Below are 3,628 nucleotides of genomic sequence, written 5' to 3' on the forward strand. Positions count from 1 at the left end.
ACATTGGTTCGGGCTCGGCACCGCTGCCAATAAGTGTTATTCAAGCCTTTCAACAGAAATTCAAAGCAGATATTCATGAAGGGTACGGTTTATCAGAAGCCTCAGCGATTGTTACTGCACAGCGCAAGGGAATGGAATACAAACCTGGATCTGTTGGTATACCCATTCCTGGAGTAGAGCTCAAAATTATTGCTGCAAATGGCACAGAACTTCCAGTTGGCCAAGTAGGTGAAGTGGTGGTCCGTGGAGATAATGTTACACCTGGATATTACAACAACCGGGAGGAATCGGAAAAGACCATTAAGAATGGGTGGCTCTATACTGGAGATCTAGGGAAAATAGAAGAAGATGGCTATCTATTCATTGTTGACCGTCAAAAAGATTTAATTATAAGGGGCGGATTTAATATTTATCCTCGGGACTTGGAAGAAATATTAAATCAGCATAAAGGAGTTTCAGAAGCAGCGATAATTGGCTTGCCGGATGAAAAAATGGGTGAGCAGGTGGTAGCATGTGTGGTAAAGAATCCAGAAGGTGAATTGACTGAACAAGAATTAATAGCATACTGTCAAGAACACCTTGCTAAAAATAAAACACCTACGAAAATTGTATTTCTTGATGCACTTCCTCGGAATGGGGTTGGGAAAATTTTAAAAAATCACCTGCGTTCATCCGTTAGCGGAAAAGAGGTGTCGAGTGTACCGAATAAAATGTAATCGTTTACAAGTATTCGGCAGGATTTAGAAACAGTGTAATCGAATATAATAACATCCATGATGAAGGAGAGAGAAACTATGAATCGTTTTACAGGAAAGTCAGCCATCGTAACTGGAGGAGCTAGAGGAATCGGAGCAGCTATTTCTCGGAAGTTTGCCCGCGAAGGTGCAGCAGTTGCGGTTTTGGATGTAGATTATGATGGTGCAAGTATGCTGGCACAGGAAATCAAGGATGAAGGTGGAAAGGCAATTGCTTTGAAAGTAAATATTGCAGACGCTAAGGAAGTGGAGGCAGCATTTAACAAAGTTGTGGAAGAGTTCGGTAAGCTCGATATCCTCGTGAATAATGCAGGGGTTATCCGTGATAATATGCTGTTTAAAATGGAAGAATCCGATTGGGATACCGTTATGGATGTCCATCTTAAGGGGAGCTTCTTATGCTCGCGTGAAGCTCAAAAACATATGGTAGCCCAAAAGTACGGAAAGATCGTTAATTTATCATCAACTTCTGCACTTGGCAATCGCGGACAGGCAAACTATTCTGCCGCTAAAGCTGGACTTCAAGGATTAACTCGAACGATGTCTTTGGAACTCGGACCATTTGGCATTAATGTCAATGCTATTGCACCTGGCTTTATTAAAACAGAAATGACGAAGGCTACAGCTGAGAGAATGGGAATTACCTTGGAACAAATGATTCAAGGGTCACTGTCACAGCTGGCTATTAAACGGGCTGGAGAACCGGAAGATATTGCAAATGCAGCGGCATTTTTATGTTCAGAAGAAGCTTCATATGTGACGGGACAGACATTATACGTAGCAGGGAGACCGACCATTTAAGCAATTATTTTAATGAAAGGAGAATGATAGATGGCCATTGATCAAAGTTTGATAGGAAAAAAAACAGAGATATACCAATATGAGGTTGAAAAAGGACATATCAAGCGGTTTGTGGAAGCAGTTGGTGATGATTCTCCTTTATACGTAGATGAAGATTTCGCCGCTGACACAGCGTTTAATGGCCTTATTGCACCTCCGACGTTTGCGACTACCTTGACGATGGGAAAGGAAAGTCCACTTGACGGCATAGAAGGCTTTGAGATGCGCCGAGTCCTTCATGGTGGACAGGAATATGAATTTCACCGCCCTATTAGACCTGGTGCACAGTACTGGGTTCAAAGTGAGATTACCAATGTTTTTGATCGGAAAGGGAATTCAGGGGCCATGACCTTTATCGTTGTCGAAACAAGAGCAAAAGATATTGATAAGCAGCCAGTCGTTACCTGCAAATCAACAATTGTTTACCGCCAAAGTTTATAAGGGGGAGGGAATAGAATGACACAACAGCTTTTATTTTCGCGTTTAACAGAAGGGCAGGAGCTTCCAGAGCTAGTAAATCCGCCTATCACAAGAGTACAGCTTGTTAAATATGCAGGGGCATCAGGTGACTTTAATCCGCTGCATACTGTGGATAGCTTCGCTGAAAAGGCAGGCCTTGATGGGGTGATTGCTCACGGAATGTTAAGTATGGGCTTTATCGGGAAGTATGTTAGAGAGATTATTGCTGAACATGGTGATATTAAAAAGATTTCAGTTCGCTTCAGCCGAATGGCTAAGCCTGGAGATACACTTACGTGCAGTGGAAAAGTCAGTTCAGTATCAGATGATAGTCAACAAACAGAATTCGAGGTAATTGTTCGCAACCAACATGGTGAGAAAGTTACGTCTGGAGTATGCCTCGTTCATTACTTTTAAGAAGTAGATATGGTCAAGTAAGAGAAACGATAAAAACCCACGAACTGACTAATTCGTGGGTTTTTACACGTAGAGGACAAGTGCCTCTCTATTATTTTTCATTTCCAGAGAGTTAAAGATTATTTATCGTAAGAAAGAATGGTCATACTGATTAAGCAGCTGATCCAATTCTTGACTGTACAGGATGGTTATATGGGAATCTAAACCGTTTTTTAAAACAATATTTTGCAGTTCAGTTCGTTTATTTTCGATATGCTCAAGTAATTCATTTTTTGTCACAGCTGCTTATCCTTTCTGGAACTGTTCCTGCAGAATGTTAGCCGCAGGGGCAGTGAATCCTTACAGTTAATGGGCTAGTACTAGTATAATATCATATGGAAATATATTCAAATCATTTAAACTACATCTTATTATTTTAACACGACATATAAATAATAAGAATGCCAGATTAAGATTGTTCACAAAACGTTAAATATCTTTTTTTTCTTTGCTTTGTTAGAATGATGGTAGATATTAAATAGGAGTTGACTATCTTGAATGATGTAAACGTATTTTTAGCATTTGGAGCGGGATTTTTAAGCTTTATTTCTCCATGCTGTCTGCCGCTTTATCCAGCCTTTCTTTCATACATAACCGGAATGAGTGTTGGTCAGCTTAAGTCTGAGAATGCTATGCTTCAAAAACGCAGTTTGCTGCATACTTTATTTTTTCTAATTGGTTTTTCATTAGTTTTCGTCGCATTAGGAGCCACATCAACGATTTTTGGTGAATTCTTCTCTAAATATCAAGATTTAATCCGTCAAATTGGTGCTATTTTAATTGTTTTCTTTGGTTTAGTGATAATTGGGGCATTAAATTTTGAATTTTTAATGAAAGAGCGCCGCGTTGATTTTAAAAATCGACCGTCTGGTTATTTTGGATCGGTATTGATTGGTCTTGCGTTTGCAGCAGGTTGGACACCTTGTATGGGTCCTATTTTGATGGCGGTAATTGGATTGGCAGCAAGCAATCCTGGTTCCTCAATGGTCTATATGCTAGCTTATATTCTCGGATTTGCCATTCCGTTTTTCGTTCTTTCCTTTTTTATCGGAAGGATGAAGTGGATTAAGAAGTATAATCATTACATTATGCAAGTCGGCGGTTACCTTATGATTGTA

Annotated in this window: 6 protein-coding genes; 5 read left to right on the forward strand and 1 reads right to left on the reverse strand. The window is 39.9% G+C overall.

Going from position 1 to position 3,628, the window contains the following annotated elements; translation table 11 throughout:
* The 4 genes from AC52RT_RS13270 to AC52RT_RS13285 all read left to right on the forward strand — a co-directional run.
* Positions 1-716 (forward strand): class I adenylate-forming enzyme family protein (locus AC52RT_RS13270; protein WP_495541185.1); only part of this gene is annotated, 716 nt, incomplete at its 5' end.
* A 78-nt stretch (positions 717-794) separates the two neighbouring features.
* Complete coding sequence (locus AC52RT_RS13275; RefSeq protein ID WP_495541186.1) at positions 795-1,556, forward strand: SDR family NAD(P)-dependent oxidoreductase; 762 nt, start codon at positions 795-797, stop codon at positions 1,554-1,556.
* A gap of 30 nt (positions 1,557-1,586) precedes the next feature.
* Complete coding sequence (locus AC52RT_RS13280) at positions 1,587-2,036, forward strand: MaoC family dehydratase N-terminal domain-containing protein (protein ID WP_495541187.1); 450 nt, start codon at positions 1,587-1,589, stop codon at positions 2,034-2,036.
* 15 nt (positions 2,037-2,051) lie between these two features.
* Entirely contained in the window at positions 2,052-2,471 is a 420-nt protein-coding gene (locus AC52RT_RS13285) for a MaoC/PaaZ C-terminal domain-containing protein (RefSeq protein WP_495541188.1), read from the forward strand.
* 123 nt (positions 2,472-2,594) lie between these two features.
* Here AC52RT_RS13285 and AC52RT_RS13290 read toward each other — a convergent pair whose 3' ends face one another.
* Positions 2,595-2,750 (reverse strand): aspartyl-phosphate phosphatase Spo0E family protein, encoded by a 156-nt coding sequence (locus tag AC52RT_RS13290; protein WP_081704894.1) that lies wholly within the window; start codon positions 2,748-2,750, stop codon positions 2,595-2,597.
* 254 nt (positions 2,751-3,004) lie between these two features.
* Between AC52RT_RS13290 and AC52RT_RS13295 the strand changes: the two genes are divergently transcribed.
* The coding region (locus AC52RT_RS13295; RefSeq protein ID WP_495541189.1) for a cytochrome c biogenesis CcdA family protein at positions 3,005-3,628 on the forward strand (624 nt) is incomplete at its 3' end.

This window comes from Peribacillus sp. (genome assembly GCF_059453735.1).